Source organism: Variovorax sp. GW823-FHT04B03, from assembly GCF_058796495.1.
On the sequence record NZ_JBXAIT010000007.1, the window covers coordinates 1 to 24,067 of the forward strand.

Sequence of the window (24,067 nt, forward strand, 5' to 3'; positions counted from 1 at the left end):
CGCCTTTTCTTTGCTTACTTTCTTTTGGCGAAGCAAAAGAAAGTGAGTCCGCCGCCGGGCGGAACTCCCGGCCCCGGAAAGCAAACCCACGCGCCAAGTTCAACGAGCCAGCAAGGCAGGCAAAGCCGAAGCCAACATAGCAACCCCAGACAACGTCAACAAGCTCAACACGATCTTGCGAAACGCCGCTTCACTGATCCCGATATACAACCGAGCCCCCAACAACACCGGCACCGCAACAGCCGCAGCAACGAGCACCAGCAACGGCACAACTGAACGCCCAATGCTCCCGCTAGCCACATGCACCGCAAATGCCACAGCCAACATCGAGAGATTGAAGTTCTGGATCACAGCACGTTGCGTGTCGCGCTGAAAGCCGCGCAGCGTGCACCACAACGTGGGCACGACACCCGAGAAGCCCCCGATGCCCGCCATCACACCGCCGATGGCACCCGCCACGCCGTCCGCTGCGCGACCGCCAAAAGTGATCTTCGGCAAGTGCTGCGACATCAGCATGGCCGGGCACCACAGCACCAGCAGCGTGCCCAGGCACACCTTGAACAGCACGATGTCCAGGTGCGGCAACAGCCACACACCGAAGGGCACGCCGACCAGGCCGCCGAGCACGAAGGGCCAGAGGATGCGTTTTTCGAAAGACCGCCGCACCGTGAGCGCCGCAATCACCTGCCCCGTGAGGGCGCCGAACAGCGCGAGCACGGCGGCCAGTTGCGGCTCCAGCGTCCAGGCCCACACGGACATCGCGACCATGCCGAAGGCAAAGCCCGACAGGCCCTGCACGAACCCCGCCAGCACAGCGCCGACGATCACATAGACATACAAGGCTTGCATGCGGCCGATGATAGGGGGCCGCCCCCCGCGCCCAAGTGGCTTACGCCGACGCAGGCACCAGCGCCGTGCGCCGCACGCGCCGCACATTGAAGGCGCTGGCGATCAGCACGCCCTGCACCAGCGCCAGCCCGACGATCACGCTCGTGTACTGGCCGTGGTCCATCAGCCGGCCGAACACCAGCGGCGCCACGGCCTGGCCGATGTCCAGGCCCGCGTACACCACGCCGTAGACGCGCCCCGTGGCATTGGGCGGCGTCGACTTCTTCACCAGCAGGTCGCGCGACGGTCCGGCGATGCCCGAGACGAAGCCCATCGCGCCGAACAGCACGGGCACCATCACGGGCGGGAACTGCGCAAAGGCCAGCACCAGCGCCAGCGCCGCCGCCACGCCGAAGCCCGCGCCCACGATGCGCTCGCAGCGCGAGGGGTCGGAGGCCAGGAAGCCGCCCACCACCATGCCGGCCGCGCTCGCCACCATGTAGACCGTGAGGCACACCGCCACCAGCGCCACCGGCACGGCGTGCAGGTGGCCAGCTGCCACGGGCGCGAAGGTCTGCACCACGCTGATCACGGCGGCGTAGAAAAAGAAGAAGCCGAAGCACATCCACACGGCCGGGATACGCAGGAAGTCGAACTCGCCGCCCACCGGCGCGGGCTCGCCGTGCCCCGTGGCCTTGTGCACGGCCGCAGCATCGAGCGCCAGCACGCCGCGGTAGATCCACAGGATCAGCAACACCACGATGGCCACCACGCCGGCCGAGGCCAGCGCCACGCGCCACGAGAAGGCGATGGCGATCGGCACCACGAAGGCCGGCGCCAGCGCCCAGCCCAGGCTGCCGGTGATGCCGTGCACGCTGTAGGCATGGCCCAGGCGCGTGGGCGCGACCTTGCGGTTGAACAGCGTGTAGTCCACCGGGTGGAACACGCCGTTGCCGATGCCGCCGACCACGGCGCACGCCAGCAGCATCCAGTAGCTCTGCGCCATGGCATAGCCGAAGGCCGCGAGCCCCAGCGCGCCCAGCCCGACGAACAGCACCGGGCGCGGGCCCAGCTTGTCGACGATGAAGCCCGAGGCCGCCTGCACGATGCACGAGACCACGAAGAACACCGTGAGCACCGCGCCCAGCTCGGTGTAGCTCACGTTGAACGCGTCCTTCAGCCAGGGAAACAGCGGCGCCAGGATGAGCTGGCTGAAATGGCTCACCGCATGCGCCAGGCCGACCAGCCCGATCAGTTGGGCGTCGGTGCGCAAAGTGGTGGCGGGAACGGCTGTCGAGGAAGTGGATGACATGGATTGCTACAAAAAACCGGTGCGGGCACCGATGCTATGCGGCACCGACGCGGCAGAATGGCGATACAGCGACAACATTTGTCGAAACCATGCCAAGCGCCGTTCCCCCTCACGCTCCGCCCGCTCCCGAGCCAGCCACTCCCGCCAAGGCGCGCGGCACGCCCACCGCGCCGACCAACAGCGTGGGCCCGCTCACGCCGCACCTGTACGCCCCCGACGCGGTGCGCCCGCTGCGCGCCAAGGAACACTTCCTGAGCGCCGACACGCTGGTCGAGCTGCACGAGCACCCGTGGCCGCAGCTCACGTTCTCGACGCGCGGCGTGATCCGCCTGAGCACGCAGGACGGCAGCTACATCGTGCCGCCCTCGCGCGCGCTATGGGTGCCGGCCAACATGCCGCACAGCATCACGCTGATCGAAGACGCCGAACTGCGCACCGTCTACCTGCACGCCTGGATCGCGCCCACCTGGGAGAAGTGCGAGGTGCTCGAGATCAGCCCGCTGCTGCGCGCGCTGATGCTCGCGCTCGACACCACGCCCGACGGCCTGCCGCCGGCCGACCCGCACGCGCCGCAGCGCGAACGCATGATCGCGCCGCTCCTGGTCGACGAGGTCGAGCGCGCCACGCAGATCCGCATCGACGTGCCGCTGCCCTCCGACAAGCGCCTGCGCCAGCTGTGCGAGACGCTGCTGCGCAACCCGGCCGACCGCGCCACGCTGGCCGAACGCGCCGCCGCCATCGGCGCCAGCGAGCGCACGGTGGCGCGGCTGTTTCGCGACCAGCTCGGCATGAGCTGGCAGCAATGGCGCCAGCAGGCCGTGATGGCGCACGCGCTGCCGCTGCTGGCGCGCGGCATGGCCGTGAGCCAGGTGGCGTCGGCCAGCGGCTACGCCACCGACAGCGCCTTCTGCGCCATGTTCAAGGCGGCCACCGGGCGCTCGCCCACTTCGTTCCAGCACCGCAAGCGACCGGCCACCCTTTGATGCCGCAGGGCATGGACGGGGCACGCCATGGTGCTCTGGCAAGATCGGCGACCGACACCGACACCATGCACTCACCGATCCCCCTGCACATCGCGGCCGAGGCCAGGCCTGCAACGTGGACCGCCGACATCTGGCTGCGCATCCGCCGCCATTTCCTGCTGAAGGCGGTCGGCACCACGGCCTTCACCTGGCTGTTCTTCATCGGCTACTTCCACCTGCTGCGCAACCCGGCCTTTCCGGTCACGGTGATGCCGCTGACGCCGCTGGACCACCTGATTCCGTTCCAGCCCTACACGCTCGGCGCCTACCTGTCGCTGTGGGTGTACGTGGGCTTTGCGCCGGGGCTGCAGCTCACCTTTCGCGAGCTGGTGGTCTACGGGCTGTGGATCGGCGCGCTGTGCCTGAGCGGCCTGGGCCTCTTCTACTTCTGGCCGACGCAGATCCCGCCGCTGGACATCGACGTCTCGGGCTACCCCGGCTTCGCGATGCTGCAGGGCGTGGACGCGGCGGGCAACGCCTGCCCCTCGATGCACGTGGCGGTCGCCATCTTCACCGCCGTGCGCCTGGCCGACGTGCTGCGCGCGGCGCGCACGCCGTGGCTGTTGCAGGCGATCAACTGGGCCTGGTTTGCCGCCATTGCCTATTCCACGCTGGCGGTCAAGCAGCATGTGGTGCTCGACGCGGTGGCCGGCGCGCTGCTCGGGCTGGCCTTTGCGCTGCCCTCGTTGCGCTGGCGCCCCGGCCCCCGTTGATCCGGGGCCGCCCCGAGGATTTCCCTAAGGTCGAAGCGGATATCATCAATCACCATTGATCACATTCAACACAGGCCGAACGAGGAAGGGATCGACCCCGTGGCCCGCCACCCGCAAGGGACAGGCAGCCCATCGATCAACGGCGGCACAAGACGACAGGCATCGCAGATGAGTTCGCTGAAGGAATTGCAGGACCTGATCCACGAGAAGTACGGCATCGAACCGTCCAAGCTCGACCCCCACGCCTCGATGCGTGAAACCGGCGGACTCGATTCGCTGGCCCTGGCCGAATTCCTGTTCGCCATCGAAGACCATTTCGGCATCACCATGCCCGACGACGACGCGAGCATCGACACCCTGGCCGAGCTCGCGCAGCTGGTCGACAAGGTCCGGGCCGCCAAGACAGCGTGAGCACGCACGAAGTCGCCGTCACCGGACTGGGCGTCATGGCGCCGCATGGCGACGCGCCCGACGCGCTGTTCGATGCGCTCTTGCAGGGCCGCTCGGCCATCGCCCCGGTCTTTCCTGAACTCCCCAAACCCGCCGCCGCCGCCACGGTCGCCTTCGACGAGACGCGCTGGTTCACCAAGCTGCAGCTCGCCGGCGTCGACCGCGTGAGCCAGCTGGCCGTGGCTGCCGCCGACCTCGCCCTGCGCGACGCCGGCCTGGCGCTGGGCGATGCCGGCGTCGATGCCGAACGCGTCGGTGTCTATGCCGGTTGCGGCATGGGCGGCGCCGCCGCGCTCGAAGCCGCCTACCGCGGCAACGGGCGCGTCTCGCCGCTCACCATTCCCGCCTTCATGCCCAACGCGCCGGCCGCCCACGTGGCGATGCGCAACGGCGTGCTGGGCCCGGTGCTCACGTACTCGGTCGCCTGCGCCTCGTCGTCGGTGGCCATCGCCGAGGCCGCCAAGGCGGTGCAGCGCGGCGAGGTCGACATCGCCATCGCGGGCGGCAGCGAAGCGCTGATCGTCCCGGGCGTGGTGCTGGCCTGGCAGGCCATGCAGACGCTGGCCGGGTTCCAGCCCGGCGAAGCGGCCGGCGCGGTGCGCCCCTTTGCCACCGACCGCAGCGGCTTTGCACTGGGCGAAGGCTCGGCCTTCCTCATTCTCGAATCGGCCGAGCGCGCCCGCGCGCGCGGCGCCCGCCGCTATGCCATGCTGGCCGGCTGGGGCCTGAGCAGCGACGCCACCCATCTCACCAAGCCCGATGCACCGGGCCAGGCCCGCGCCCTGCGCGCCGCGCTGCGCCAGGCCGGCCTGCAGCCGCGCGACGTGGGCTACTGCAACGCCCACGGTACGGCCACGCGCATCGGCGACGTGGTCGAGCGCAACGCGCTGGCCGAGGTCTGGGGCAGCGACTTCGACGCCCTGCGCGTCAGCTCGACCAAGGCGCTGCACGGCCACATGCTGGGCGCGGCCGGGGCCATCGAGGCGCTGATCACGGTGCTGGCGCTGCACCGGCGCGAGCTGCCGCCCAATGCGAACTGCGCCGAGGTCGACCCCGACTGCCGGATGAACCTCGTCGCCCCCGGCGACAGCGCCGCCCCCGGGCTCGAGGCCGCCATCAGCAACTCTTTCGCCTTCGGCGGCACGAACTCCGTGCTGCTGTTCCGCCGAGGCTGAACTGCGTGCTTTTGCGGGCCGTGCGCACCCCGTGGCGCTGTGCCCCGCGCGATAGAGACATTCCGGGCTCTCCGGTATGCTGGTGGGCGCTTCTCCCCCCATGTCCGTCCAAGGAGGCCACCATGCACGTTCGCTCCACATTCGTCGCCCTTGCCCTGCTCGCCGCAGGCGCCTCGGTGCAGGCCAACAACCTGCTCGACCAGCTGAAAGAACAGGCCGGCGCAGCGGTCAACTCGCAGGGCAGCAACAGCAGCGGTGGCGGCTCGGCGCTCAGCAACCTCAGCCTCGGCGGCTTCAAGATGCCCGCCATCGGCTCCAGCACCATCGGCAGCGCGGCCGGCGTGCTCGAGTACTGCGTCAAGAACAACTACCTCGGCGGCGATGCCGCCTCCGTCAAGGACAAGCTGCTGGCCAAGATCACCGGCCAGAAGAAACAGGAAAACGACTTCGCGAGCGGCGCCAAGGGCCTGCTCAAGGGCGGCGACGGCAAGTCGCTCAACCTCAAGGGGCTGTCGTCGAAGGTCAAGGAAAAGGCCTGCGACTACGTCCTGAAAAACGCGACCTCACTGATCTAGGCTCTTTCTCTCTCCCGCTCTCCGCGCGCGGCGTGCCCGCCGTGCGCGCGCTCCGCTTCATGAATCCGGCTTCCCCCTCCTCTTCCCCCGCACCGTCTCTTCGCCAGCGCCTCGCGCGCTGGGTTCCCTGCCTTGGCTGGCCCCGACCGTCCGCCGCGCTGCTGCGCAACGAGGCCATGGCCGGCATCACCGTCGCGCTGATGGTGCTGCCGCAGGGCGTGGCCTATGCGGCGCTGGCCGGCATGCCGCTGGTCACGGGCGTGTATGCGGCGCTGTTCCCGGCGCTCATCGCCGTGATGTTCAGCTCATCGCAGCGGCTGTCGGTGGGGCCGACCGCGCTCACCAGCCTGCTGGTGGGCGCGTCGCTCGCGCCGCTGGCGGTGGCGGGCAGCGACGAATGGGTGGCGATGGCGGTGTGGCTCACGCTGATGTCGGGCGCGATCCAGATCGTGCTCGGCGCGGGGCGCTTCGGCTGGCTGCTGCGGCTGGTCAACTCGCCGGTGCTGATCGGCTTCACGCAGGGTGCGGCGGTGCTGATCGCGATCTCGCAACTGCCCGCGCTGCTGGGCTTCACGGGCCGCACCATTCCGCAGGTGCTGCAGGGCGGTCCGCTGCCCGACCTCACGGCCATCGCCTTCGGCCTGGGCAGCATCGCCGTGCTGTGGCTGGGCAAGCGCTGGGTGCCGCGCTTCCCGACCACGATGGCGCTGGTGGCCGGTGCGGCCGCCATCAGCTGGAGCATCAACTACGCGCTGCGCGGCGGCGCCGTGGTGGGCGCCCTGCCCTCGGGCCTGCCTTCGTTCTACTGGCCCGGCCTGCTGCCGGCGCACACCTTCAGCGCGCTGGTGCTGCCCGCGCTGATGATCACGCTGGTGAGTTTTCTCGAAACCGCCTCGAGCGCCAAGGTCGACAACGGCCGCGCCGGCACGCTGTGGAACGAAAACCAGGACCTGATCGGCCAGGGCCTGGCCAAGCTGGCCTCGGGCTTCACGGGGTCGTTCCCCACCAGCTCGTCGTTCTCGCGTTCGGCCATCACGCTCTACGCGGGCGCACAGACCGGCTGGGCGACGCTGTTCAGCGTGGCGGTGGTGGCCGGCGCGCTGCTGTGGCTCATGCCGCTGCTGTACCACGTGCCCCAGGCCGTGCTGGCGGCGGTGGTGGTCACGGCCATCCTCGGGCTGGTGAAGCCGTCGAGCTTCACGGCGCTGTGGCGCATCTCGAAGCTGGAGGCCGGCATCGCCTTCGGCACCTTCGTGCTCACCATCGCCACCGCGCCGAGCATCTACTGGGGCGTGCTGGGCGGCCTGCTCGCCAGCCTGGCGCACTACATGTATCGCCACCTGCACCCGCGCATCATCGAAGTGGGCCTGCACCCCGACGGCAGCCTGCGCGACCGCCACCTCTGGAAGCTGCCGCCGCTCGCGCCGCAGCTGTATGCGGTGCGCATGGACGCCGAACTCGACTTCGCCTCCGCCTCCACGCTGGAGCGCGCGCTCACGGTCGCGCTGGCCGAGCGCCCCGACCTGACCGACGTGTGCCTGTTCGCGCAGCCGATCAACCGCATCGACATCACCGGTGCCGAGGTGTTCGGCTCGATCCGCCGGATGATGGAATCCAAGGGCGTGCGCCTGCACCTGAGCGGCATGAAGCTGCCGGCCATGCAGGTGCTGGAACGCGCCGGCCTGCTCGCGCCGGGGCCGATGCTCTTCAGCTACCGCACCGACGCCGAAGCGCTGGCCGCGCTGATGCCGCGCATCAACATGCCCGAAGAGGCCGAAGCCGCGGCCTGACCGCGCGCGCCTCTTCCCCCACACGGGCGCCATGAAAACCACCATCGAAGAACTGGTCGCCTTCCGCGCCGTGGTGGACACCGGCTCGATCACCGCCGCGGCCGACCAGCTGGGCCAGACCGTGTCGGGCATCAGCCGCGCGCTGAGCCGGCTCGAACAGAAGCTCGGCACCACGCTGATGCGCCGCACCACGCGGCGGCTCGAACTCACCGAGGAAGGCGCCGCCTTTTTGCAGCGCACGCGCGCCATCCTCGATGCGATCGACGATGCCGAGGAGCACATGGCCGCGCGCCGCCAGCAGCCCGCCGGCCGGCTGCGCGTGAACGCGGCCTCGCCTTTCATGCTGCACGCCATCGTGCCGCTGGTGCCGGAGTTCCGCCGGCTCTATCCGCAGATCAGCCTGGAGCTCGACACCGACGACCTGCCCATCGACCTGCTGGAGCGGCGCACCGACGTGGCGATCCGCATCGGCCCGCTGCGCGATTCCACGCTGCACGCGCGCCCGCTCGGCACGCACCGGCTGCGCGTGCTCGCGAGCCCCGCGTACCTCGACGCCCACGGCAAGCCGCGTAAGGTGGACGAGCTGGCCGGGCACGCGCTGCTGGGCTTCACCCAGCCCGAGTCGCTCAACCGCTGGCCGCTGCGCGGCGTGCACGGCGACGAATGGACCATCGCGCCCACCGTGGTCGCGTCCAGCGGCGAGACGCTGCGCCAGCTCGCGCTGGCCGGCGTGGGCATCGTCTGCCTGTCGGACTTCATGACCGCCACCGACCGCGCCAGCGGCGCGCTGGTGCAGGTGCTGCCCAAGGACACGGTCGACGTGCGCCAGCCGGTCAACGCGGTGTACTACCGCAACACGCAACTGTCGGCACGGATCACCTCGTTCCTCGACTTCCTGTCGCAGCGCATGGGCTGAGTTCAGCCCGGCGGCATCCGCTCGAACTTCGGCAGCGCCGGGTCGAGGAAGTCCCAGGCGTGCCCACGCACCGCGTACGTGACCGCCTGCGGCCGGTAGCGCCCCGGGTCGTCCAGGCTGGCGGCATGCACGGTGAAGACGCCGGGCATCGCCGCGAAGGTCATGTACACGGGCGAGCCGCAGGTCGGGCAGAACGCGCGCGTCTTCATGTTGCCGCTGTCGCCCTTGAGGCTCCACAGCGTGGCCTCGCCGGTCTGCTTCACCTCTGCGCCCGCGAAGCTGAGGTACGAGCCGTGGCCCGTGCCGCTCTTGTGCTGGCAGTCGAGGCATTGGCAGTCGTTCTGGAACACGGGTTCCCCTGAAATCTCGTAGCGGATGGCGCCGCATGCGCAACCGCCGGTGTAGGCCGGGTTCATGGCTCTTGTCCTTTTCGAAGTGGTGAGGGGCAATCTAGCCGCGCGAGGACTGGAGCGGGGAGTAACAAGATCGTCGTGAATCCGGGGCGGGCCAGAATCCAGCAGTCACGAAGACGCATCCCCAAGGAAATGCCATGCACGTCGATCTGGTGTCCGAAGCCCAACACGATTCGCTCATCGAGCTGCTGGCCGAACTGCACGCCTTCTACAACGAAGGCGCGCGCGTGCCGCGCGAGCTGGTGCGCGAACACCTGCTGGGCAATCTCCTGGCGCCCGGCTCGCCGCACCAGCTCGTGGTGGCGTCGGCAGACGCGCGCACCGTGGTCGGGCTGGCCGCGATCACCTGGGTCTTCTCGCTGGTCGACTTCGCACCGGAACAACGCAGGCACTGCCAGCTCAAGGAGCTCTATGTGAAGTCGGGCCACCGCAGCGCCGGGGCGGGCCGCGCCCTCATGGCGTGGGTCGCGGCGCGCGCCGTCGCCCAGGGGTGCCACCGCATCGATTGGCCCGTGAAGGCGACGAATGCGCGGGGCATCGCGTTCTATGAAGAGCTCGGCGCGTTCCAGGTGGCCGAGCGGCTGAGCTACCGGCTGCTGCAGCCGGCCCTGGGCGAACTGGCGGCCTTCACGGCCCCTGCGTGACCGCCACCCGCTCCACCGCCGCCGACGCGATCTCGTAGCCGCTCACGCCCATGTCGGCCGACGCGTAGCGCGCCGCCTTCAGCGTGCCGCTCACGCGCACCGTGTCCATCGCGTGCAGCCCCTTCACGGGCGCGGGCGCGATCACGTGGACGATCTGGTTGGCGGGCGGCGGCGGGGTGTGGATGCAGGCGCCGAAGTACGGCACCAGCAAAAACTCGCGGATGCCGTCTTGCGTGGCATCGAGCGGCACGACGAAGCCCGACAGCTTCGCAGGCTTGCCGTCGAGCGCGACGTTGACCGGCGCGTTGTCCCAGACGGCGCGCATCTCATCGAGCATCTGGATCGCGCGCGGGTCGTTGTCGCGCAGCGCTTCGAGGCTGATGTTGCGGTAGCGCTGGGTCGGGTCCCACTCCTTGGGCACCAGCGCGTCCCAGGCCATCTCCTGCGCGGCCGGCGCGCCGGCCGTGCCCTGCCCCTGGGCCGCGTCCGGGCTGCAGGCGGACAGCAGGCTGCCCGCGACCGCCATCAGCAGCACCATTCCCGTGCGACGAACAAGAACACTCATGGCCCCGATTGTGCTTGCCGAAGGTGACACAGCGCTCGGGGCGGGCCGGAAGACCCGTCCTGAAACGAATGGGCACACATGGCAAAAAGGCGGGCGCCGCGCCAGAATGCCGCACCACGACCACGAGGAGATCCGCATGGCACCCACAGGATGGCTTGGATTGACGTCACTCGGCACGGTTCACACCGCGATCAGCCTGATCGCCGTGTTCGCAGGCATCTGGGCCCTGCTCCGCTACAAGGAAATCACGCTGCGCACCGGCCTGGGCCAGGTCTTCGTCTGGACCACGGTGCTGACCTGCCTCACGGGCTTCGGCATCTTCCAGCACGGCGGTTTCGGCAAGCCCCATGCGCTGGGCATCATCACTTTGGTGGCGCTGGCCGTCGGCGCGCTGGCGGGGTATGGGCGGCTCGGGCCGAAATCGCGCTACATCGAGGCGGTCGCTTATTCGGCGAGCTTTCTCTTCCACTGGATTCCGGCCTTCACCGAGACGCTGACGCGGCTGCCGCTGGGCGCGCCGCTGCTGCCGAACGCCGAGGCGCCCGAGCTGAAGGCGATCACCGCGGTGCTCGGCGCGCTGTACGTGGTCGGCGTGACGCTGCAGATCAAGCGGCTGCGCGGCGACAAGCCGGTCAGTCCTGCACCCGCCCGCGCAGGCTCTTGATCTGCGAGCGCTGGCTCTTGCCTTCGAGCCGGCGCTGCTTCGAACCGTAGGTGGGCTTGGTGGCGCGCCGCACGCGCGGCGGCGTGGCCACTCTGTCGATCACCGCCTGCAGCCGCGCGAGCGCGTCGGCGCGGTTCATCTCCTGCGTGCGGTGCTGCTGCGCCTTGAGCACGAACACGCCTTCCTGCGTGATGCGGCTGTCGCGCAGGGCGAGCAGCCGTTCCTTCACATCGGCGGGCAGCGAGCTGGCGTGGATGTCGTAGCGCAGGTGCACCGCGCTCGACACCTTGTTGACGTTCTGCCCGCCCGCCCCCTGCGCGCGGATGGCGCTGATCTCGACCTCGTCGGGGTCGATCAGGAGTGGGGGGCGGAGCATGCCCGCGAGTGTGCCCTCAAACGCGTTCAAAGACGGCGGCAATGCCTTGCCCGCCGCCGATGCACATCGTGACGAGTGCATAGCGGCCGCCGGTGCGGTGCAGCTCGGCGATGGCCTTCGTCGTGATGATCGCGCCGGTCGCGCCCACCGGGTGGCCCAGCGAAATGCCCGAGCCGTTCGGGTTCACCTTGGCCGGATCGAAGCCCAGCTCCTTGATGACGGCGCAGGCCTGCGCGGCGAAGGCTTCGTTCGACTCGATCACGTCGAAGTCGCTGACCTTCAGGCCCGTGCGCTCCAGCACCTTGCGCGTGGCCGGCACCGGGCCGATGCCCATGTACGCCGGCTCGACGCCCGCGTGCGCGTAGCCCACGAGGCGCGCCAGCGGCTTCAGGCCCAGTGCCTTCACGCGCCCGCCCTCGGCCAGCACCACGGCGGCGGCGCCGTCGTTGATGCCCGAGGCATTGCCGGCGGTGACGAGGCCGTCCTTCTTGAACGCGGGCTTCATCTTCGCGAGCGTGTCGACGGTGGTCTCGGCGCGCACGTGCTCGTCGGTGTCGAACAGCACGACGCCCTTGCGCGTCTTCACCTCGACCGGAACGATCTGCTCCTTGAAGCGGCCCGCGGCAATGGCGGCGGCGGCGCGCTGCTGGCTGGTCACGGCCAGTTCGTCCATCTGCTCGCGCGTGATGCCGTAGCGCGCAGCCACGTTCTCGGCGGTGATGCCCATGTGGATCTTCTCCCACGGGTCGTGCAGGATGCCCAGCATGTAATCGACCAGCACCGCGTCGCCCATGCGTGCGCCGTAGCGGGCCGAGGTGTCGAAGTACGGGCCGCGGCTCATCGATTCGGAGCCGCCGCCGATGGCGATGTCGCAGTCGCCCAGCGCAATGGCCTGCGCCGCCGACACGATGGCCTGCAGGCCCGAGCCGCACAGGCGGTTCACGTTGAAGGCCGGCGTCTCGATCGGGCAGCCCGCGTCGATGGCGGCCACGCGGCTCAGGTAGGCGTCCTTCACGTCGGTGGGGATCACGTTGCCCATGACCACATGGCCGATGGCGTCGGCGGCCACGCCGCTGCGCTCGATGGCGGCCTTGACGGCGGTGGTGGCCAGTTGCGTGTTGGGCACGTCCTTGAGCGCACCGCCGAAGGTGCCGATGGCGGTGCGGGCGGTGCCGACCACGAAGATGTCGCGTTGGGTCATGGGATGGGTCTCCTGGATTGAAAAAACGAAAACAGCGAATTCTTCAGCGGCCCGTGAAGGCCGCGGGCTTCTTGCCGAAAAAGGCATCGAGGCCGATGCGGAAATCGGCAGTGGCGGCGCACGACTGGAACGCGGCCGACTCGGCATCGAGCTGGCTCGCGAGGTCGCGGTCGAGCGAGCCGCGCATCAGCCGGCGCAGGTGGCCCAGCGCCACGGTCGGGCCCTTGGCCAGCCACTGCGCGAGTGCCATGGCCTCGGCTTCGAGCTCGGCAGCGGGCACCACGCGGTTGATGAGGCCCATGCGCTCGGCGGCGGCGGTGTCGTAGGTGTCGCCGAGCATCGCGATCTCCAGCGCGCGGCGCATGCCGACCAGGCGCGGCAGCGCCCACGAGGCGCCGACGTCGCAGCTGGTGCCGACGTTCACGTAGGCCAGGTTGAAGCGCGTGCCTTCGGCCGCGAGCACGAAGTCGGCCTGCAGCATCAGGCTCAGCCCCGCACCGGCCGCCACGCCGTGCACCTGCGCGACCAGCGGCGCGTCCATGGCGTCGAGCACGGTCAGCGCCTCGTGCAGCGGACCGATGAGGTCGGCCGCGCCCTGCTTCGGATCGGCGCTGAGCACGCCGAGGTCGCCGCCGGCCATGAAGCCCTTGCCCGCGCCGCTCAGCAGCACGGCGCGCACGCTCCTGTCGGCAGCCAGGGTGCGCGCGGCGGCGAGGAAGGCGGTGGCCATCGGCACGTCGATGGCGTTGAGCGCGGCCGGCCGGTTGAAGCGCAGCGTGGCCACCGCGCCTTCGCGGCCCACCAGCAGGGGTGCGGAAGAAGAAGTCTCTGGGGTCGTCATGGGTTCACTTGGGTAGGGGCGCGCTGCAGCACGCCGTTGAGCAGCAGCTCGATGCCCTGGTCGGCGATCTGGTCGGGCGTGAGGTCGCCGTCGGGGCGGTACCAGCGGCCGATCCAGCTCAGCGCGCCGGCCAGCATGAAGGCCGCCATCTTCGGGTCGCAGGGCGCCAGCGCGCCTTCGGCCACGCCCTCTTCGATGAGGCGGCGGAAATGCCCGTCGATGCCGGCCTTGAGGCGGCGCAGCTCTTTCTTGAGCGGATCGGGCAGCGGGTCTTCGCCGATGCGGATCACGCACATGCCGAAGTCCTGCGTGACCACGCCCGAGTAGATGCGCATGCAGGCCTTGAGCTGGTCGATGGCGCTGCCGCCCGCGGCGCGCACCTCGCCGATGCCGGTCTGCATGAGGTCCAGCGCCATCTTCACGCACTCCAGCAGGATCTGGTCCTTGTTCTCGATGTAGTAGTACAGCGTGGGCTTGCTCACGTTGAGCCGCTCGGCAATGTCGTCGAGCGAGGTCGCGTGGAAGCCGCGCTCGTTGAAGAGCTGGGCGGCCGTGCGCAACACGGCCATGCGCTTGACCTCGCGCTGCTGCGCACGGCGGTCGGCAGGCGCCCACGGAGAGGTTGGCGCTGAAGCAGGAACGGCGGTGGAACGGGGCATGGGGTTTGTGCGGGCGGGGAAAGTCCCGATGCCGCGAACTGCGGCGAACACGGACATTACCGGCCAGTAGGAATTTTACGGGCCAGTAGCATTTCGCTGCTGGACACAAACCCTGACCTTGCGGCGCGCCCCTTAGCCATGCCTGACGAGACTCGACGGGAACCCTCCATGTCCGCACCTTCCGCCACGGCCCCGGTGCTGCAGGCCGAGGCGTTGACGCTGGCATTCGGCGGCGTGAAGGCGCTCACCAACGTCGGCTTCAGCGTCGCGCCCGGCTCCATCACCGCGGTGATCGGGCCCAACGGCGCGGGCAAGACATCGCTGTTCAACACCATCTCGGGCTTCTACAAGCCTTCGCAGGGCCGCGTGCTGTTCGAGGGCGCGGACATCACCCGCCTGCCCGCCCCGAAGCGCGCGGCGCTCGGCCTGGCGCGCAGCTTCCAGAACATCGCGCTGTTCCGCGGCATGACCGTGCTCGACAACATCAAGCTCGGCCGCCATACCCACCTGAAGACCAACGTGTTCGACGCCCTCTTCTACCTGGGCCGCGCACGCCGCGAAGAGGCCGAGCTGCGCCGCGACGTCGAAGAACGCATCATCGATTTCCTCGAGATCGACCACATCCGCCACGCCTCGGTGGCCGCCCTGCCCTACGGCCTGCAAAAGCGCGTCGAAATGGCGCGCGCGCTCGCAATGCAGCCCAAGGTGCTGATGCTCGACGAGCCCGTGGCCGGCATGAACCGCGAAGAGACCGAGGACATGGCGCGCTTCATCCTCGACGTGCGGCGCGAGTGGGGCATCACGGTGCTGATGGTCGAGCACGACATGGGCATGGTGATGGACCTGTCGGACCACGTGGTGGTGCTCAACTTCGGCCAGGTCATCGCGCAAGGCACGCCCGCGCAGGTGCAGGCCGACCCGGAAGTGATCCGCGCCTACCTCGGCGCGGGCGACGTGGGCGAGTTGCGTCGCCGGCTGCGTGGCGAAGCTGCCGTGGGAGCCGTCTGATGGATTGGGCCTACCTCTTCGAGATCGCACTCACCGGCATCGCCGGCGGCGGCCTGTACGCGCTGGCGGCGCTGGCCTTCGTGCTGGTCTACAAGGCGACGCGCGTGGTCAACATCGCCATCGGCGAGATGCTGATGGTCGGCGCCTACCTGTTCTTCACCTTCGCCGCGAGCTTCTCGCTGCCGATCTGGATGGCGGTGCTGGGCTCGGTGATCGGCACCGGCCTGCTGGGCGCGGTGATCGAGCGCACCATGATCCGCCCGCTGCTGGGCGAGCCGCCGATCTCGGTGTTCATGGTGACGGTGGGGCTGGCGTCGATCCTCGTCGGGTTGGTCGAGATCATCTGGACCGCCGACCAGCGCCGCCTGCCCGAGTTCCTGCCCAACACGCCCGTGATGATCGGCGAGGCCTTCCTGGCGCCCAAGATCGCCTACGGCGCGCTGATCGCCGTGGTGCTGATCGGGCTGGTGCTGCTGCTGTTCCGCTTCTGGCGCGGCGGCGTGGCGCTGCGGGCCACGGCCTCCGACCAGGCGGCTGCGTACTCGATGGGCATCCACGTGCCGCGCGTGTTCTCGTTGGCCTGGGTGGCCTCGGCCATGATCGCGGCGGTGGCCGGCATCATCGTCGGCGCCATCGGCGGCATCTCGTCGTCGATGGGCGTGTTCGGGTTGTCGGTGCTGGTGGTGGTGATCGTCGGCGGGCTCGACAGCGTGCTCGGCGCGCTGGTGGGCGGCGTGCTCATCGGGCTGATCGAAGCACTGGCCGGCTCTTACCTGGGCGGCGAGTACAAGCTGCTCGCCACCTTCATCGTGCTGGTGTTCGTGCTGATGGTGCGGCCTTACGGGCTGTTCGGCACGCACGAGATCGAGAGACTCTAGCCATGCGCATCGGCACCCTCAAGCAAAGCTACACCGCCGACGCGGCGCTGTTCGATTCGCGCGCGCAGAAGGTGTGGCTCGCGATCGGCGCGGCGCTGCTCGTGCTGTTCCCCTTCATGGCCAGCGACTACTGGCTGTACCTCGCATGCCTTGTCGCCATCAACGTGGCGAGCGCCACGGGGCTGAACATCCTCACGGGCTACACGGGCCTCGTGAGCCTGGGGCAGGCCGCGTTCATGGGGCTGGGTGCGTACACCGTCGCGATCATGCAGACGCGGCTGGGCACGCCCTTCCTGCTGAACATCCTCGCGGGCGGCGTGGTCGCGATGCTCGGCGGGCTGGTCGTCGGCATCCCGTCGCTGCGCGTGAAGGGCCTGTACCTGGCCATCGCGACCATCGCCGCGTCGTTCATCACGCACTTCCTGTTCGCCAACCTCAAGCTCACGGGCGGCACCACCGGCATCTCGCTGCCGCCCGCGCAGCTCTTCGGCCTGCCGCTGGACACCTCGTTTCGCCTGTACTGGGTGATCGTGCCGGTGATGGTGCTCATGGTGCTCGGCGCGGCCAACCTGTTCCGCACGCGCGTGGGGCGTGCCTTCATCGCCATCCGCGACCGCGACATCTCGGCCGAGGTGCTGGGCATTCCGCTGCTGCGCTACAAGCTGCTGTCGTTCGGGCTCTCGTCGTTCTACGCGGGCGTGGCGGGCGGGCTGTGGGCCTACTTCTTCCGCGTGGTCACGCCCGAGAGCTTTCCGCTCTTGATGTCGATCTTCTTCCTGGCCGCCATCATCGTCGGCGGCATGGGCACCATCCTGGGCGGCATCTTCGGCGCCGTGTTCATGACCATGGTGCCCGAGCTGCTCAAGCTGGTGGTCGACCTGCTGCCGGGCGGCGTCGAGATGACCGTGTTCCTCTCGCCGGTGCGCACCGTCGTCTTCGGCCTGCTGATCGTCGGATTTCTGGTGTTCGAGCCGCACGGGCTCGCAGAAGTGTGGCGGCGCATACGCCGCTTTTTCCATCTATGGCCGTTCCGCAACTGAGCCCATTCCAACAGGAGACAAGCATGCCCAACACACCGAAGAAGCTTTCCCAACACCGTCGTGCCTTGCTGATCGCCGCGGGCCTGGCCGCCGCCGTGCCGTTCGCGGCGAACGCGCAAGGCAACGAGGACATCGTCATCGGCGGCTCGATCCCGATGACCGGCGTGTTCGCCTTCGCGGGCGTGGGCATCAACGCCGGCATTGCCGACTACGTGAAGATGGTCAACGACGCGGGCGGCATCAAGGGCCGCAAGCTGCGCTACGTGCCGGAAGACACGGGCTACAAGGTCGACGTGTCGGTGGCGGCCTTCAAGAAGATCACGAGCCAGAACAAGGTCAACCTCTACTACGGCGACTCCACCGGCTTCTCCAAGACCATCAACCCCGAGCTGGACCGCGGCGGCCAGATCCTGATGGCGGGCGCCTCGTTCGCCACCGAGCTCAACGACCCGGCCAAGTACCCGAACCAGTTCCTCGTGGGCCCCGACTACACCGAGCAGATCGGCATCCTGCTGCGCCACATCGCCAAGGAAAAGCCGGGCGCCAAGGTGGCCTTCGTGTACTCCGACTCCGAGTTCGGCCGCGACCCCATCGAGGCCAGCGAAGCTGCTGCCAAGAAGCTGGGCCTGAGCGTGCCGGTGAAGCTTATGACGCCCGCGGGCAGCGTCGACGTGTCGACCGAGGTCATCAAGCTGCGCCGCGCCGCGCCCGACTACACGATCTTCCACGGCTACATCCTGGCGCCCATTCCCGAGTTCGTGCAGCAGGGCAAGCAGATGGGCATGACCAGCAAGTGGATGGGCACCTTCTGGACCATGGACAGCTCCACCGTCATGAAGATGGGCGAAGGCGGCGACGGCTTCATGGGCGTCATGCCCTACCGCTACTACTACGACACCTCGGCCAAGGCGCCGATGCTCGACAAGATCCGCGCGCTGCGCCCCGAATACCAGAGCACGGCCTACACGCAGGGCTTCCTCACGGCGATGCTGTTCACCGAGGCCGCCAAGCGCACGCTCGACGCCGGCAAGCCGCTGGACGGCAAGAACCTGAAGGCCGCGCTCAACACCATCAAGGACTTCGACACCGGCGGGATCATCGGCACGCCGATCACCATCAAGGGCAATTCGATTCCCGTGGGCCGCGTCTACAAGGCCGACATGAAGGCACAGAAGATGGTGCCGGCGTCGGACTGGATCGCACTGAACTGATCGACACGATGGACGCGCGCGCGGCACCGCCCGACCTCGTGCTCGAGGTCAACAACATCGAGGTGGTCTACAACAAGGTCGTGCAGGTGCTGCGCGGCCTGTCGCTGGCCGTGCCGCGCGGGCAGATCGTGGCGCTGCTGGGCAGCAACGGCGCGGGCAAGTCGACCACGCTGAAGGCGGTGTCGGGCCTGCTCGCGCTGGAAGACGGCGAGGTCGAGGCCGGACGCATCGTGTTCGATGGCGCACCGACCGAGCGGCTCGCGCCGCAGCAGCTGGTGCGGCGCGGCCTGAGCCATGTGATGGAAGGCCGGCGCGTGTTCGAAGACCTCACGGTCGAAGAGAACCTGGTCGCCGCGACCTACGCGCTGACCGGGCGTACGGGCGTCGCGCCCGCGTCGCGCAACTTCGACGACGTCTACGCCTACTTCCCTCGCCTGCACGAGCGCCGCAAGGGCCTCGCGGGCTATCTCTCGGGCGGCGAGCAGCAGATGCTCGCCATCGGGCGTGCGCTGGTGGCGCAGCCTCAATTGATCTTGCTCGACGAGCCCTCGCTGGGCCTCTCGCCCAAGCTGGTCGAGGACATCTTCACGATCATCGCGCGCATCAACGCCGAGCGCGGCACCTCGATGCTGCTGGTGGAACAGAACGCCAGCGTGGCACTGGCCATCGCCCACACGGGCTACATCATGGAAAGCGGCAAGGTCGTGATCGACGGCAGCGCCGAACGGCTCGCGGCCGACCCCGACGTGCGCGAGTTCTATCTCGGCGTGGGCGGCAGCGGCGAATCGCGCAGCTTCCGCGAGCTGAAGCACTACAAGCGCCGCAAGCGCTGGCTGTCATGACGACGAACCTGCTCCCTTCGCTCACCCTGCCGCAGATGCTGCGCGAGCAGGCACGCCTGCAGCCGCAGCGCATCGCGATCCGGCAGAAAGACTTCGGCATCTGGCATCCGCTGGACTGGGCCGGCTACCTGCAGCGCGCCAGCCGCTTCGGCCTGGGCCTGCACGCGATGGGCCTCGCGCCCGGCGGGCACCTGGGCGTGATCTCCGAGAACCGCGTCGAGTGGCTGCTCGCGCAGATGGGCGCGGGGCTCATCGGCGCCGTGACCGTGGGCGTGTACCCCACGAGCCCGAGCAACGAGGTGGCCTACGTGGTCGGCCATGCGGACATCGAAGTGATCGTCTGCGAGGACCAGGAGCAGACCGACAAGGTGCTCGACGCCCTCGACCAGCTGCCGCGCCTGCGCAAGATCGTCGTGATCGAGACCAAGGGCCTCGCGAGCTACCCGCCCGAGGTGCGCGAGCGCATCGCGACCTTTGCGGAGGTCGAGCAGGCCGGCACCGAGGTGCTGGCACGCGATGGCACCGCGCTCATCGACGCCGCGCTGCAGCGCCAGACGCTCGCCGACATCGGTTTGATGATCTACACCTCGGGCTCCACGGGCAAGCCCAAGGGCGCGATGATTTCGTACCGCAACATCCGCGGCGTCGTGCCCGGCATCGTCGATCGGCTCGGGCTCGACGGCAGCACCACGCACCTGTCGTACCTGCCGCTGTGCCACGTGGCCGAGCAGATGCTCACGGCCTTCGTGCCGCTGTACCTGGGCTCGCAGGTCAACTTCGGCGAATCGATCCGCACCGTGCAGGAAGACCTGCGCGAGGTGGCGCCCACCATGTTCCTCGGCGTGCCGCGCATCTGGGAAAAGCTGCACGCGGGCATCAGCATCAAGATGCAGGAAACCGGCAGATTGCAGCGCACGCTGTTCCGCAAGGCCATCGAGGCCTGCGCGCCGCTGGCCGAAAAACCGCGCAGCGCCTGGACGCTGGCCGAGCGCGGCCGCTTCGCCCTCGCCTACTGGACCGTGCTGCGCGCGCTGCAGAACTTCATCGGCCTGCGCCGCGCGCGCATCGCGCTCACGGGCGCGGCGCCGATTCCGGCCGACGTGGTGCGCTTCTTTCGCACGCTGGGCGTGCCGCTGGTCGAGGTGTACGGCCTCACCGAATCGACCGGCATGGTCTCGGGCCACCGCGCCGACGCCGTGACCATCGGCACCGTCGGCCCGCCGACGCAAGGCACCGAGCACCGCGTGGGCGAAGCCGGCGAGCTGCTGGTGCGCGGCGACATGGTGTTCGAGGGCTACTACAAGAACCCCGAGGCCACAGCCTCATCGATCCGCGACGGCTGGCTGCACACGGGCGACGTGGTGCGCGAGGAAGCCGGCGGCCAGCTGCGCATCGTCGACCGGCTGAAGGACATCATGATCACCGCCGGCGGCAAGAACCTCACGCCCTCGGAGATCGAGAACACCATGAAGGGCAGCCCCTTCATCAAGGAATGCATCGTGGTGGCGGACGGCCGCAAGTTCGTCGGCGCGCTGCTGCAGATCGACTACGAGACCGTCGGCAAATGGGCCGAGGCGCAGCGCCTGCCCTTCACGCACTTTCGCTCGCTGGTGGAAGAGCCCAAGGTGCGCGCGCTGATCGAGGCCGAAGTGGCGCGCGGCAATGGGAAGCTGGCGCAGGTGTCGCAGATCAGACGTTTTCATCTGCTCACCAAAGAGTTGGACCATGACGACGGTGAAGTCACCGCCACCATGAAGGTGCGGCGCTCCAGCATCTACAAGGCCTACGCCAACGAGATCGAGGCGCTGTACAGCGCCTGATCGGGAAGAAAGAGGCTCAGTCGCCGCGCACGGGCCGGGCCCGCACGTCGGTCACATCGTCGGCGGGGCCCAGCACGACCGGGCTGCGCACCGATTCGCCGCGCGCACGGGCGCTGACCACGTCGGCGGCCGTGGGCTCGGCCGGCTGCTGTGCCGCATGGCGAAATCGGTCGAAGCCCGAGCGCGGGTTGAAACGCATGACCCAGGGCGTCACGGGCTTGCCCGTGAGGCGCCCCCAGGCGTAGCGCACACCCCACACCGCCGCCAGCAGCAGGGCCGCCACGGCCAGGCTGGCCGCGAAGACCAGCCCCAGGAGCAGAAGAATGACGCGAAGAATGAAGTTCATCATCCGACTTTAGGCCGATGCAGCCGCCGTTGGTTCCCCGCCCTTGCGGAACGAGAACTGGCCCGGCGACTGGATCGGGTCGGTTTCGACCTCGATCGTGTCCTTCGGCCCGAAGCTGCCGTCGAGCAACAGCCGCGAGAGCGGGTTCTCGATGCGCTGCTGGATGGCGCGCTTGAGCGGACGGGCACCGAACACCGGGTCGAAGCCGACCTTGGCGATCTCGGCCAGCGCCGCAGGCGACACCTGCAGGCCCAGGTCCATCTTCGCCAGGCGCGCCTGCAGCACCTTGAGCTGGATCGCAGCGATCGATTCGATGTTCTTCGCGTCGAGCGCGTGGAACACGACCGTTTCGTCGATGCGGTTCAGGAACTCGGGGCGGAAGTAGTTCTTCAACTCGTCCCACACCGCCTCCTTGATCTCCTCGCTCGGCTGGCCCACCATCGACTGGATGATCGGCGAGCCGATGTTGCTGGTCATCACGATCACGGTGTTCTTGAAGTCCACGGTGCGGCCCTGGCCGTCCGTGAGGCGACCGTCGTCGAGCACCTGCAGCAGCACGTTGAACACATCGGGGTGGGCCTTCTCGACCTCGTCGAGCAGCACCACGCTGTAGGGCTTGCGGCGCACGGCTTCCGTGAGGTAGCCGCCCTCTTCATAGCCCACGTAGCCCGGCGGCGCGCCAATGAGGCGGGCGACCGAATGCTTCTCCATGAACTCGCTCATGTCGATGCGGATCAGGTGGTCTTCGCTGTCGAACAGGAAGCCCGCGAGCGCCTTGCACAGCTCGGTCTTGCCCACGCCCGTGGGGCCGAGGAACAGGAACGAACCCGTGGGGCGGTTCGGATCGCTCAGGCCCGAGCGCGAACGGCGGATCGCATTGGCGACCGCACCGATGGCCTCGTCCTGGCCGACCACGCGCTCGTGCAGCTTGTCTTCCATGACGAGCAGCTTGTCGCGCTCGCCTTGCATGAGCTTGGCGACCGGGATGCCGGTGGCGCGCGCCACGACCTCGGCGATTTCTTCCGAACCGACCTGCGTGCGCAGCAGCGTGGGCGCACTCGACTTGCCCTTGCTCGCCTCGCTCTCTTCGGCTTCCTTCAGGCGCTTTTCGAGCGCCGGCAGCTGGCCGTATTGCAGCTCGGCGACCTTGTTGAAGTCGCCCTTGCGCTTCCACTCCTCGATCTGGAACTTGATCTTGTCGATGTCTTCGCGCACGTGCGCGCTGCCCTGGGCCTGGGCCTTCTCGGCCTGCCAGATCTCGTCGTAGTCGGCGATCTCTTTTTGCAGCTTGGTGATCTCGTCCTCGATGAGGCCGAAGCGCTTCTGCGAGGCCTCGTCCTTTTCGCGGCGCACGGCTTCGCGTTCGATCTGCAGCTGGATGAGGCGGCGGTCCAGGCGGTCCATGACCTCGGGCTTGGAGTCCATCTCGATCTTGATCTTGGCCGCGGCCTCGTCGATGAGGTCGATGGCCTTGTCGGGCAGGAAGCGGTCGGTGATGTAGCGATCACTCAATTCGGCCGCGGCCACGATGGCCGGGTCGGTGATCTGCACGCCGTGGTGCACTTCGTACTTCTCCTGCAGGCCGCGCAGGATGGCGATGGTGGCCTCCACGGTGGGCTCGCCCACGATGATCTTCTGGAAGCGGCGCTCCAGCGCGGCGTCCTTCTCGATGTACTTGCGGTATTCGTCGAGCGTGGTGGCGCCCACGCAGTGCAGCTCGCCGCGCGCGAGCGCGGGCTTGAGCATGTTGCCCGCGTCCATCGCACCCTCGGCCTTGCCGGCGCCGACCATGGTGTGCAGCTCGTCGATGAAGACGATGGTCTGGCCTTCGTCCTTCGCGAGTTCGTTGAGCACGGTCTTCAGGCGCTCCTCGAACTCGCCGCGGAACTTGGCACCGGCCAGCAGCGCGGCCATGTCGAGCGACAGCACGCGTTTGCCCTTGAGCGACTCGGGCACTTCGCCCGCGACGATGCGCTGGGCCAGGCCTTCGACGATGGCGGTCTTGCCCACGCCGGGTTCGCCGATGAGCACGGGGTTGTTCTTGGTGCGGCGTTGCAGCACCTGGATGGCGCGACGGATTTCCTCGTCGCGGCCGATGACCGGGTCGAGCTTGCCCAGGCGGGCGCGCTCGGTGAGGTCCAGGCAGTATTTCTTGAGGGCTTCGCGCTGGCCTTCGGCGTCGGCGCTGTTCACGCCCTGCCCGCCGCGCACGGCCTCGATGGCGGCCTCGAGCGACTTGCGGCTCAGGCCGTTGTCCTTGGCGATCTTGCCGATGTCGGCCTTGCTGTCGGCCACGGCGAGCAGAAAGAGTTCGCCCGCAATGAACTGGTCATTGCGCTTGATGGCTTCCTTCTCGGTCGCCTGCAGCAGCTTGCCCAGCTCGGGGCCGACCTGCACGATGTCGTGGCCCTGCACCTGGGGCAGTTTCTTGATGGCGCCTTCGGCGGCCTGCAGCAGCCCGGGCACGTTGACGCCGGCACGCTCCAGCAGGGCGCGCGGGCCGTCGTCCTGGCGCAGCATCGCGACCAGCAGGTGCGCCGGTTCGATGTAGGCGTTGTCGCTGCCAAGGGCGAGCGACTGGGCGTCGCTCAGTGCTTCCTGAAATTTGGTGGTGAGTTTGTCTTGTCGCATGGTGGTATTCCTGCATCCAAAATAGGGCTGTTCGGGCACGATTCAAGGTTGCGAATCGGATTTGCACCCTGGGCACGGGTATTGCACCGGGCCCCGCACCGTCGCGCCGTAGGCATTTCTCTCTTTCTTCGAATGGAGTCGATCATG

25 protein-coding genes are annotated in these 24,067 nt (G+C 68.6%); 15 read left to right on the forward strand and 10 right to left on the reverse strand.

Going from position 1 to position 24,067, the window contains the following annotated elements; genetic code table 11:
* Nucleotides 1-99: 99 nt before the first annotated feature.
* Nucleotides 100-849, reverse strand: a complete 750-nt coding sequence (locus AC1RAD_RS26810) for a sulfite exporter TauE/SafE family protein (RefSeq protein WP_492738110.1) — start codon at nucleotides 847-849, stop codon at nucleotides 100-102.
* 40 nt (nucleotides 850-889) lie between these two features.
* Nucleotides 890-2,140, reverse strand: a complete 1,251-nt coding sequence (locus tag AC1RAD_RS26815) for an MFS transporter (protein ID WP_492738112.1) — start codon at nucleotides 2,138-2,140, stop codon at nucleotides 890-892.
* Nucleotides 2,141-2,229: 89 nt separating this feature from the next.
* On the opposite strand from AC1RAD_RS26815, the gene AC1RAD_RS26820 reads away from it, so the two are divergent.
* The 7 genes from AC1RAD_RS26820 (at nucleotide 2,230) to AC1RAD_RS26850 (ending at nucleotide 8,781) form a co-directional block, all read left to right on the forward strand.
* Nucleotides 2,230-3,123, forward strand: a complete 894-nt coding sequence (locus tag AC1RAD_RS26820; RefSeq protein ID WP_235926665.1) for an AraC family transcriptional regulator — start codon at nucleotides 2,230-2,232, stop codon at nucleotides 3,121-3,123.
* Between the two features lie 65 nt (nucleotides 3,124-3,188).
* Nucleotides 3,189-3,875, forward strand: coding sequence for a phosphatase PAP2 family protein (locus AC1RAD_RS26825; protein ID WP_095950754.1), 687 nt, complete (start codon nucleotides 3,189-3,191; stop codon nucleotides 3,873-3,875).
* A 168-nt stretch (nucleotides 3,876-4,043) separates the two neighbouring features.
* On the forward strand, nucleotides 4,044-4,286 hold the full coding sequence (locus tag AC1RAD_RS26830) for an acyl carrier protein (protein WP_062472943.1): 243 nt from the start codon (nucleotides 4,044-4,046) through the stop codon (nucleotides 4,284-4,286).
* A complete protein-coding gene (locus AC1RAD_RS26835; protein ID WP_492738114.1) occupies nucleotides 4,283-5,500 on the forward strand; it encodes a beta-ketoacyl-[acyl-carrier-protein] synthase family protein in 1,218 nt (405 codons plus the stop codon). Before AC1RAD_RS26830 ends, AC1RAD_RS26835 begins: the two co-directional genes overlap by 4 nt.
* Before the next feature lie 122 nt (nucleotides 5,501-5,622).
* A complete protein-coding gene (locus tag AC1RAD_RS26840) occupies nucleotides 5,623-6,075 on the forward strand; it encodes a DUF2501 domain-containing protein (RefSeq protein ID WP_159277523.1) in 453 nt (150 codons plus the stop codon).
* A 59-nt stretch (nucleotides 6,076-6,134) separates the two neighbouring features.
* Nucleotides 6,135-7,865 carry a SulP family inorganic anion transporter gene (locus AC1RAD_RS26845; RefSeq protein WP_492738116.1) on the forward strand — a complete coding sequence of 577 codons (1,731 nt, stop codon included), beginning with the start codon at nucleotides 6,135-6,137 and terminating at the stop codon, nucleotides 7,863-7,865.
* A gap of 31 nt (nucleotides 7,866-7,896) precedes the next feature.
* Nucleotides 7,897-8,781 carry a LysR substrate-binding domain-containing protein gene (locus AC1RAD_RS26850; protein ID WP_390345074.1) on the forward strand — a complete coding sequence of 295 codons (885 nt, stop codon included), beginning with the start codon at nucleotides 7,897-7,899 and terminating at the stop codon, nucleotides 8,779-8,781.
* Between the two features lie 2 nt (nucleotides 8,782-8,783).
* Here AC1RAD_RS26850 and AC1RAD_RS26855 read toward each other — a convergent pair whose 3' ends face one another.
* A complete protein-coding gene (locus tag AC1RAD_RS26855) occupies nucleotides 8,784-9,197 on the reverse strand; it encodes a GFA family protein (protein WP_307586142.1) in 414 nt (137 codons plus the stop codon).
* 134 nt (nucleotides 9,198-9,331) lie between these two features.
* On the opposite strand from AC1RAD_RS26855, the gene AC1RAD_RS26860 reads away from it, so the two are divergent.
* A complete protein-coding gene (locus AC1RAD_RS26860; protein ID WP_492738118.1) occupies nucleotides 9,332-9,838 on the forward strand; it encodes a GNAT family N-acetyltransferase in 507 nt (168 codons plus the stop codon).
* Here AC1RAD_RS26860 and AC1RAD_RS26865 read toward each other — a convergent pair.
* Entirely contained in the window at nucleotides 9,822-10,403 is a 582-nt protein-coding gene (locus AC1RAD_RS26865; protein WP_492738120.1) for a DUF3299 domain-containing protein, read from the reverse strand. The two genes, AC1RAD_RS26860 and AC1RAD_RS26865, sit on opposite strands and share 17 nt — an antisense overlap.
* Before the next feature lie 136 nt (nucleotides 10,404-10,539).
* Between AC1RAD_RS26865 and AC1RAD_RS26870 the strand changes: the two genes are divergently transcribed.
* The gene (locus AC1RAD_RS26870) at nucleotides 10,540-11,067 is read left to right on the forward strand and encodes a DUF2306 domain-containing protein (protein ID WP_492738121.1); all 528 of its coding nucleotides are present in this window, start codon (nucleotides 10,540-10,542) and stop codon (nucleotides 11,065-11,067) included.
* On the opposite strand, the gene arfB is transcribed toward AC1RAD_RS26870, so the two are convergent.
* Genes arfB through AC1RAD_RS26890 form a run of 4 tightly spaced genes read right to left on the reverse strand, consistent with a single transcriptional unit; the run spans nucleotide 11,036 to nucleotide 14,144 of the window.
* Complete coding sequence (gene arfB, locus AC1RAD_RS26875) at nucleotides 11,036-11,443, reverse strand: alternative ribosome rescue aminoacyl-tRNA hydrolase ArfB (protein WP_492738123.1); 408 nt, start codon at nucleotides 11,441-11,443, stop codon at nucleotides 11,036-11,038. The genes AC1RAD_RS26870 and arfB overlap by 32 nt on opposite strands.
* A 16-nt stretch (nucleotides 11,444-11,459) precedes the next feature.
* Nucleotides 11,460-12,644: an acetyl-CoA C-acyltransferase family protein gene (locus tag AC1RAD_RS26880; protein ID WP_492738125.1), complete on the reverse strand. Its 1,185-nt coding sequence runs from the start codon at nucleotides 12,642-12,644 to the stop codon at nucleotides 11,460-11,462.
* Nucleotides 12,645-12,687: 43 nt separating this feature from the next.
* The gene (locus AC1RAD_RS26885) at nucleotides 12,688-13,485 is read right to left on the reverse strand and encodes an enoyl-CoA hydratase/isomerase family protein (protein WP_492738126.1); all 798 of its coding nucleotides are present in this window, start codon (nucleotides 13,483-13,485) and stop codon (nucleotides 12,688-12,690) included.
* Nucleotides 13,482-14,144, reverse strand: a complete 663-nt coding sequence (locus AC1RAD_RS26890) for a TetR/AcrR family transcriptional regulator (protein ID WP_489057392.1) — start codon at nucleotides 14,142-14,144, stop codon at nucleotides 13,482-13,484. The genes AC1RAD_RS26885 and AC1RAD_RS26890 overlap by 4 nt, the downstream gene beginning before the upstream one ends.
* Nucleotides 14,145-14,312: 168 nt before the next feature.
* Between AC1RAD_RS26890 and AC1RAD_RS26895 the strand changes: the two genes are divergently transcribed.
* From AC1RAD_RS26895 to AC1RAD_RS26920, 6 genes are read left to right on the forward strand one after another with little or no spacing between them, the layout of a single operon-like run.
* A complete protein-coding gene (locus AC1RAD_RS26895) occupies nucleotides 14,313-15,152 on the forward strand; it encodes an ABC transporter ATP-binding protein (RefSeq protein ID WP_487849221.1) in 840 nt (279 codons plus the stop codon).
* Nucleotides 15,152-16,030, forward strand: a complete 879-nt coding sequence (locus tag AC1RAD_RS26900) for a branched-chain amino acid ABC transporter permease (RefSeq protein WP_062472963.1) — start codon at nucleotides 15,152-15,154, stop codon at nucleotides 16,028-16,030. Before AC1RAD_RS26895 ends, AC1RAD_RS26900 begins: the two co-directional genes overlap by 1 nt.
* A 2-nt stretch (nucleotides 16,031-16,032) precedes the next feature.
* Complete coding sequence (locus AC1RAD_RS26905; RefSeq protein WP_492738129.1) at nucleotides 16,033-17,070, forward strand: branched-chain amino acid ABC transporter permease; 1,038 nt, start codon at nucleotides 16,033-16,035, stop codon at nucleotides 17,068-17,070.
* Between the two features lie 23 nt (nucleotides 17,071-17,093).
* The gene (locus tag AC1RAD_RS26910) at nucleotides 17,094-18,281 is read left to right on the forward strand and encodes an ABC transporter substrate-binding protein (protein WP_492738131.1); all 1,188 of its coding nucleotides are present in this window, start codon (nucleotides 17,094-17,096) and stop codon (nucleotides 18,279-18,281) included.
* Nucleotides 18,282-18,289: 8 nt separating this feature from the next.
* A complete protein-coding gene (locus AC1RAD_RS26915) occupies nucleotides 18,290-19,123 on the forward strand; it encodes an ABC transporter ATP-binding protein (protein WP_095744716.1) in 834 nt (277 codons plus the stop codon).
* The gene (locus tag AC1RAD_RS26920; protein ID WP_492738132.1) at nucleotides 19,120-20,943 is read left to right on the forward strand and encodes an AMP-dependent synthetase/ligase; all 1,824 of its coding nucleotides are present in this window, start codon (nucleotides 19,120-19,122) and stop codon (nucleotides 20,941-20,943) included. Before AC1RAD_RS26915 ends, AC1RAD_RS26920 begins: the two co-directional genes overlap by 4 nt.
* 16 nt (nucleotides 20,944-20,959) lie before the next feature.
* Here the strand turns inward: AC1RAD_RS26920 and AC1RAD_RS26925 are convergent, their stop codons facing one another.
* On the reverse strand, nucleotides 20,960-21,289 hold the full coding sequence (locus AC1RAD_RS26925; RefSeq protein ID WP_223301262.1) for a hypothetical protein: 330 nt from the start codon (nucleotides 21,287-21,289) through the stop codon (nucleotides 20,960-20,962).
* Between the two features lie 9 nt (nucleotides 21,290-21,298).
* Nucleotides 21,299-23,920: an ATP-dependent chaperone ClpB gene (gene clpB / locus AC1RAD_RS26930; RefSeq protein WP_492738134.1), complete on the reverse strand. Its 2,622-nt coding sequence runs from the start codon at nucleotides 23,918-23,920 to the stop codon at nucleotides 21,299-21,301.
* Between the last annotated feature and the right edge of the window lie 147 nt (nucleotides 23,921-24,067).

Bases quoted from the DNA above. Each gene is read 5' to 3' on its own strand.
- AC1RAD_RS26810 (WP_492738110.1), bottom strand. From the start codon at position 849: ATGCAAGCCTTGTATGTCTATGTGATCGTCGGCGCTGTGCTGGCGGGG.
- AC1RAD_RS26815 (WP_492738112.1), bottom strand. From the start codon at position 2,140: ATGTCATCCACTTCCTCGACAGCCGTTCCCGCCACCACTTTGCGCACC.
- AC1RAD_RS26820 (WP_235926665.1), top strand. From the start codon at position 2,230: ATGCCAAGCGCCGTTCCCCCTCACGCTCCGCCCGCTCCCGAGCCAGCC.
- AC1RAD_RS26825 (WP_095950754.1), top strand. From the start codon at position 3,189: ATGCACTCACCGATCCCCCTGCACATCGCGGCCGAGGCCAGGCCTGCA.
- AC1RAD_RS26830 (WP_062472943.1), top strand. From the start codon at position 4,044: ATGAGTTCGCTGAAGGAATTGCAGGACCTGATCCACGAGAAGTACGGC.
- AC1RAD_RS26840 (WP_159277523.1), top strand. From the start codon at position 5,623: ATGCACGTTCGCTCCACATTCGTCGCCCTTGCCCTGCTCGCCGCAGGC.
- AC1RAD_RS26845 (WP_492738116.1), top strand. From the start codon at position 6,135: ATGAATCCGGCTTCCCCCTCCTCTTCCCCCGCACCGTCTCTTCGCCAG.
- AC1RAD_RS26850 (WP_390345074.1), top strand. From the start codon at position 7,897: ATGAAAACCACCATCGAAGAACTGGTCGCCTTCCGCGCCGTGGTGGAC.
- AC1RAD_RS26855 (WP_307586142.1), bottom strand. From the start codon at position 9,197: ATGAACCCGGCCTACACCGGCGGTTGCGCATGCGGCGCCATCCGCTAC.
- AC1RAD_RS26860 (WP_492738118.1), top strand. From the start codon at position 9,332: ATGCACGTCGATCTGGTGTCCGAAGCCCAACACGATTCGCTCATCGAG.
- AC1RAD_RS26865 (WP_492738120.1), bottom strand. From the start codon at position 10,403: ATGAGTGTTCTTGTTCGTCGCACGGGAATGGTGCTGCTGATGGCGGTC.
- AC1RAD_RS26870 (WP_492738121.1), top strand. From the start codon at position 10,540: ATGGCACCCACAGGATGGCTTGGATTGACGTCACTCGGCACGGTTCAC.
- arfB (WP_492738123.1), bottom strand. From the start codon at position 11,443: ATGCTCCGCCCCCCACTCCTGATCGACCCCGACGAGGTCGAGATCAGC.
- AC1RAD_RS26880 (WP_492738125.1), bottom strand. From the start codon at position 12,644: ATGACCCAACGCGACATCTTCGTGGTCGGCACCGCCCGCACCGCCATC.
- AC1RAD_RS26885 (WP_492738126.1), bottom strand. From the start codon at position 13,485: ATGACGACCCCAGAGACTTCTTCTTCCGCACCCCTGCTGGTGGGCCGC.
- AC1RAD_RS26890 (WP_489057392.1), bottom strand. From the start codon at position 14,144: ATGCCCCGTTCCACCGCCGTTCCTGCTTCAGCGCCAACCTCTCCGTGG.
- AC1RAD_RS26895 (WP_487849221.1), top strand. From the start codon at position 14,313: ATGTCCGCACCTTCCGCCACGGCCCCGGTGCTGCAGGCCGAGGCGTTG.
- AC1RAD_RS26900 (WP_062472963.1), top strand. From the start codon at position 15,152: ATGGATTGGGCCTACCTCTTCGAGATCGCACTCACCGGCATCGCCGGC.
- AC1RAD_RS26905 (WP_492738129.1), top strand. From the start codon at position 16,033: ATGCGCATCGGCACCCTCAAGCAAAGCTACACCGCCGACGCGGCGCTG.
- AC1RAD_RS26910 (WP_492738131.1), top strand. From the start codon at position 17,094: ATGCCCAACACACCGAAGAAGCTTTCCCAACACCGTCGTGCCTTGCTG.
- AC1RAD_RS26915 (WP_095744716.1), top strand. From the start codon at position 18,290: ATGGACGCGCGCGCGGCACCGCCCGACCTCGTGCTCGAGGTCAACAAC.
- AC1RAD_RS26920 (WP_492738132.1), top strand. From the start codon at position 19,120: ATGACGACGAACCTGCTCCCTTCGCTCACCCTGCCGCAGATGCTGCGC.
- AC1RAD_RS26925 (WP_223301262.1), bottom strand. From the start codon at position 21,289: ATGAACTTCATTCTTCGCGTCATTCTTCTGCTCCTGGGGCTGGTCTTC.
- clpB (WP_492738134.1), bottom strand. From the start codon at position 23,920: ATGCGACAAGACAAACTCACCACCAAATTTCAGGAAGCACTGAGCGAC.